The 4,477-nt window shown below is 50.3% G+C and carries 4 protein-coding genes; all 4 read left to right on the top strand.

The features are described 5' to 3' along the window. The coding region (locus R6U67_RS02385) for a CHAT domain-containing protein (RefSeq protein ID WP_410251067.1) at positions 1-1,647 on the top strand (1,647 nt) is incomplete at its 5' end. A 95-nt stretch (positions 1,648-1,742) separates the two neighbouring features. Continuing rightward, positions 1,743-2,132 carry a hypothetical protein gene (locus R6U67_RS02380; RefSeq protein ID WP_410251066.1) on the top strand — a complete coding sequence of 130 codons (390 nt, stop codon included), beginning with the start codon at positions 1,743-1,745 and terminating at the stop codon, positions 2,130-2,132. After that, the gene (locus tag R6U67_RS02375; RefSeq protein ID WP_410251065.1) at positions 2,111-3,622 is read left to right on the top strand and encodes a hypothetical protein; all 1,512 of its coding nucleotides are present in this window, start codon (positions 2,111-2,113) and stop codon (positions 3,620-3,622) included. Before R6U67_RS02380 ends, R6U67_RS02375 begins: the two co-directional genes overlap by 22 nt. A 389-nt stretch (positions 3,623-4,011) precedes the next feature. After that, positions 4,012-4,477: Tfp pilus assembly protein FimT/FimU (locus R6U67_RS02370; RefSeq protein WP_410251064.1), on the top strand; the 466-nt coding region annotated here is incomplete at its 3' end.

Raw genomic sequence — 4,477 nt, 5'->3', positions numbered from 1 at the left:
ATCGGGAAAGCCTTAGCCAGCGTCGAACGCAGCAAATCCCGCAACCTCATCGAACTCCTCAGCAACCGCGACCTCTACCCCAAAGGCGACATTCCCCCAGAACTCCTGCAACAACTCGACCGCCTCCGTCGGGAAGTCACCGCCAAACAGCGACTCCTCGAAACCCTCGAAACCCCCACCAACTCCGATACTCAGGACATGGGCGGTCTGGGACAACGGGGCAGCAGTGCCGCCAGCTTCACCCCCGATGTCATGGACAGCCTGCGTCAACAATACGAACAGGCGCAACAAGCCTTAAGCCAACTCCTGGACACCCTCAACACCTACGACCCCAACTTCAGCCTCAGCCAACGAGTCCAACCCATCCAATTCTCGCAAATTCAGGCCTTGCTGGATGAGGAGACCCTGTTGATGGAATGGTATCTCAGCCCCCAGGGAATTTATACCTTTATCGTCAGTGGCGAAACCGGGGACATTTCCGTGCATCGCTCCCCCCCGGAACACTTGCATCAGTTACAGGAGTTGCGCGACACCTATCTCGACACCTATCAACGCCACCACTCCGACGACTGGGAAACCCATCTCAACCACTTCCTGCGCCGTCTCCGGGATATCCTGGAATTACCCCAACTCCTCGCCCAAATTCCCCCCCACAGCCGCCGCCTAATTGTCGTCCCCTATCGGGAGTTGCATCTGTTCCCCCTCCACGCCTTACCCCTGGGGGATGGCGATGAACCGGACTATCTCGCCGATAGATTCCCCCTCGGAGTCACCTACAGCCCCAGTTGTCAATTCCTGGAAGTCTCCCAACGCCAACGCAAAACCGGCAACCGCCAGCGCCTCTTTGCCATCCAAAATCCCACGGAAGACTTATATTATGCCGACTTAGAGGTTGACGCCATTTTAGCCAACTTCTCGGCCAACGCCCGCCGTCTGGCCCGCCAGCAAGCCAGCAAAACCCGTCTCAATCAAAACCCCCACCGCCAAGCCTTCCAAGAGGCGGACTATCTCCATTTTGCCGGACATGGGGCGTTTAATTTCAGCAGTCCCCTCCTGTCTCCCCTGGTGTTGGCGGGGGCGAAAGTCTCGGTCAGTGACTCAGAACGCCGAACCCTCTCCGAGGAAACCGCCACATCTGAACCCGCCGAAACTCGCTTTCTCCCCTGGCGCAAAGGCACCCAAATTGACCTGAGCAAATGTTACACCCTGGGGGAATTGTTTGAACTCGATTTACCCGCCTGTCGCCTGGTGATTCTCTCGGCCTGTGAAACCGGGTTAACGGACTTTTCGCCCAACTTAGAGGAATATATCAGTTTGGGGTTAGGCTTTCTCTATGCGGGGGCAACCAATGTGATTTGTAGCCTCTGGGCGGTGAATGATGTCTCGACGGCGATTTTGATGGTAAAATTCTATGAGGAAATGCAGGCTCAGCCCTCGGTGGCTCTGGCGTTGAAGCAGGCGCAACAGTGGATGAGAACCGTCACGAAGCAGGAGTTAACGGCCTGGCTGAATGAGTCGGAGTCGGCGTTAACCCCTCATCCGAAGGCGAAGCTGCGAGAGACGTTGAAGTTAGGCTTTAAACCCGCTAGTTACCGACCCTATGAACATCCGATTCATTGGGCGGCTTTTTGTGCGATCGGGGTTTAGTTATTTCAGTTTAGATGTAAGTTTAGTTTAATATTCCCTAGATAACCGGTTTTTGACCCTCATCATCTCCCCCACTCATTGCAAACCCAATAACCATGAAAAACTCAACCGAAACCTTGCTGATGCTCGCCGAACTCCTAGAAGCGGAACCGCCCATTTTACCGCCAGAGGCGTTGCAACAGGTTCAAACATTAGCAGCGGAATTAGAGACGTTTTCTGAAGCCAATCTCAATGAGATGGCAGACTTCATTATAACTTGGATCGGACAATTTCCACAAGAACAAGCTATTTTTGAACGGGATAAAAAAAGAGAACTCCAAGAAATCTCCGAACCGAGTGAAATCCAACGGACGTTTCCGAATTTCCAAGTCATCGAAGAAACAGAAACAACGGTGCTAATTACTCCCACTCCTCAGGCGGAGAAAACTTCCTTAGTTCGCCACATTAAGCAAAGCTTAAAACAATGGACTCAGAACAACAGATAACGCCGCCAGTTTATGCCCCAAATTTACATTTATTCGCCTTTCATCTCCGGCGAGGATTAACGGGAGAACCTGACTCCCTAGCCTCCAATCCTCAGCAGTTGTGGCAAAAGGGGGATGAGATTTTACAAGCCTTGGGGTTTAGGGAACGCCTCCAAATTGCTGGGTATCCAAATAACTCGGAAGAACCGCCGGGGGCGCAAGTTAATCTCAATCCCCAAAAACAACTGCCATTAAGCGGAAAACTCCCGAACTCCGATTTAACGATGACTGGGCTGGTGTTCACCCATCGGCTTTATGATAGTTATAGTTTAACGGTCAATTTACGCCGCCCGGAACAAGAACATCAGCAAAAAACTGACGATGTGCCGATTTCATTTTGGCGCAATTTAAATACAGAACGGCTGGTTTTCTTGCCTGATTTTGTCCAAAGTTCTCTGGGACAAACGTTAGTTTTAACGGCATTTTTGCCCGACTCACACCGCAACAAATCCCCAGAAGATTTACAAGAGTTTGCCCGCCGTTGTTTGAAACAGGTCATCCCCTCTCGCAAAATTAAGGTGTCGGCTTTGTGTCAAATGGGAGAGTTGTGGGGTAGCCCCATTTTTGAATTTGGCGGTCAAGTTTTGGATGCCAACATGGAAGGGGAGGCGGAAGTCCAACCTCATATTTTAATTTACCTGTTTCGCAATCAGTTGTCCAGCAGCAAGTTTGAGGGCGCTTATTGGCAACTCATCAATTTATTTTATTATCGAAATAAGGTTGTTTCTGCCTATCGGGAAACTCGCACGCTCTATCGAAAAACCTACGCAATCTATACAGATTTAGAGAAAAAAGTCAAGTCTTTTAAACAAGAGTTAACCCAAAATACAAGCCGTCTCGCCTTAACTCAGGCGCAATTAGAAGATCTAAAAATGGTCTTAAAGGAGTTGGCGGCGTTGGATTTAGAGTATGCGCGATTGTTGCGAAATTATAAGCATTGTCGCAATACTATTAGTATCAATACCAAAAATTATCAAGTGACGTTGACGGAGATTTTGCAGACCCTTCAAGAGCAGGAACATGAGGTTCAGGAGCAGGAACTGGAGTTTTTCCGGGAGTTTGGCGATCGCACCTCTCCCTATTTTCAAGCTCGCATCAATGACGAACTCAACTATTTTGTCGAGGGGTCAAGTTTAGCGGATAAAGCCATTGCCTCAATTCGCGGGATTGTGGAAATTGAACAAACCCAGCGCGATCGCAGTTTACAGGAACAAAACCAACAACTCCAAGACCAAATTCAAGCGATTGGCATGGGAATTGGTGCGGGGGCGATCGTTGCCTCAACGTTTCCGTTACGCTTCCAAGAGCCGATGACATATCCCTGGCAAGACAATCGGGGTGAAAGCATCCATCCCTTTGCGAGTGCCCTTCTGTTCAGTCTTCTGGCAGCCATTTTGGCTTGGGGGGGGACGAAATTCATTATCTGGCGTTTCTGGCGCCAGTCGCAATGATGAGGTTCTCTGGCTAGAGATTGAAAATCGTTTCAGGCTCCCCTCCATCCAGGCGGAGAGCCACCCGAGGGCGTGCCACGGCTTCAGCCATAGCACGAGGCCATCCCCGTCGCGTGATTCGCGGGGAGTCGTCAAATCAGGCACAACCCCAGTCAGGCTGAGTGGACAGCCAAGCCGCGAAACGGGGTAACCGAAAACATGACAAGTCGCTCTAGCAGTTTTCAGATTTGTTAGCTAGACTCGTGGCATAAAACTGATCAGAACCTCCATTTTTGTTGCACTGGATACCAATTTGGGAGAGAACGGTGGGGATTTTTTGCCCCTAGTTTGACCGTCATCCTAAATGGGTTAAACAAAAGACCAGAACAATAGAACCAGTTGGGTGCATCATGAAGCGATATAAGCCTGGGCGAAGCCAGGGATATACAATTCCTGAGCTTCTCGTGATTGTTGTGATTCTAGGAATCCTGAGTTCGATGACTCTGACGAGTTGGTCGTATTTTGTCGCCAATCAGGCTGTTAAACAAGCCAATGAAGCCGTATTTATAGCGATGCGTTCCGCCCAGAGTCAAGCCAGAACGTCCAAGGAGCGATGGCAAGCGAGTTTCCGAGAAGAAGATGAACAGGCATTCTGGGCAGTTCATCCGGCCAGGGTTCACCCCGATGAGGCTCAATGGATAGCCCTATCATCCGCCGTTCGCTACGATGAGGAGAATAGCACTCTGCGGCGGGTTCAGGGAGCGCGACAGGTCGTTTTTGACCGTCGTAATCATGTGATTGGTCAATTAGGACGAATGACGATTGTTCATCGAGATAATTCTGAGTCGAGACAAACGTACAACGCCTCAACTCAGA

It is taken from the genome of Sodalinema sp., from assembly GCF_046483825.1.
Taxonomy (GTDB): Bacteria; Cyanobacteriota; Cyanobacteriia; order Cyanobacteriales; family Geitlerinemataceae; genus Sodalinema.
This window is presented reverse-complemented; position numbering and strand designations above follow the sequence as displayed.